Source organism: Vibrio sp. Vb2131 (assembly GCF_033338535.1).
Lineage (GTDB): Bacteria > Pseudomonadota > Gammaproteobacteria > Enterobacterales > Vibrionaceae > Vibrio > Vibrio alginolyticus.
The window spans coordinates 1-531 of the sequence record NZ_JAWOSW010000156.1 but is presented as its reverse complement, the minus strand read 5'-3'; the positions used below and the strand labels follow the sequence as shown (position 1 = coordinate 531).

General features: G+C 47.1%; 1 protein-coding gene. It reads left to right on the top strand.

Annotated features, from left to right (window positions below; all coding sequences use genetic code 11):
• Positions 1 to 531: 3-hydroxyacyl-CoA dehydrogenase NAD-binding domain-containing protein (locus R7E38_RS23340; RefSeq protein WP_318082228.1), on the top strand; the 531-nt coding region annotated here is incomplete at both ends.

Below are 531 nucleotides of genomic sequence, written 5' to 3'. Positions count from 1 at the left end.
TCCCTGACACAATTTTGCTCGACGTAGCAAAACAGTTTATCGACAAAGGCAAGAACAAGGGCAAGAAAAAGCAATCGACGAAAGAGAAGTTGATGTCGGGCAGTGGGTTAGGTCGTAAGCTTGTTTTCGAACAAGCTGCGAAGAAAACCAACCAGAAGACCCGTGGCAACTATCCAGCAACGGTCGCGATTCTAGAAGTGATTCAACACGGTCTGGAAAAAGGTTTTGCACAAGGGCAAGAGCTTGAAGCGAAACGATTTGGTGAGCTTGTGATGAGCTCCGAATCGAAAGCATTGCGCTCTATCTTTTTCGCGACTACTGAAATGAAGAAGGAACACGGCACGGATGCACAGCCAGCAGCGGTGAAAAAAGTGGGTGTTCTTGGTGGCGGCTTAATGGGCGCTGGGATCAGTCATGTAACGGTAGCAAAAGCAAAAGTGCCTGTTCGAATCAAAGATGTGAGCAATGACGGTGTGTTGAATGCACTTAACTACAACTACAAGTTGTTTGAGAAGCAGCGTAAACGTCGCA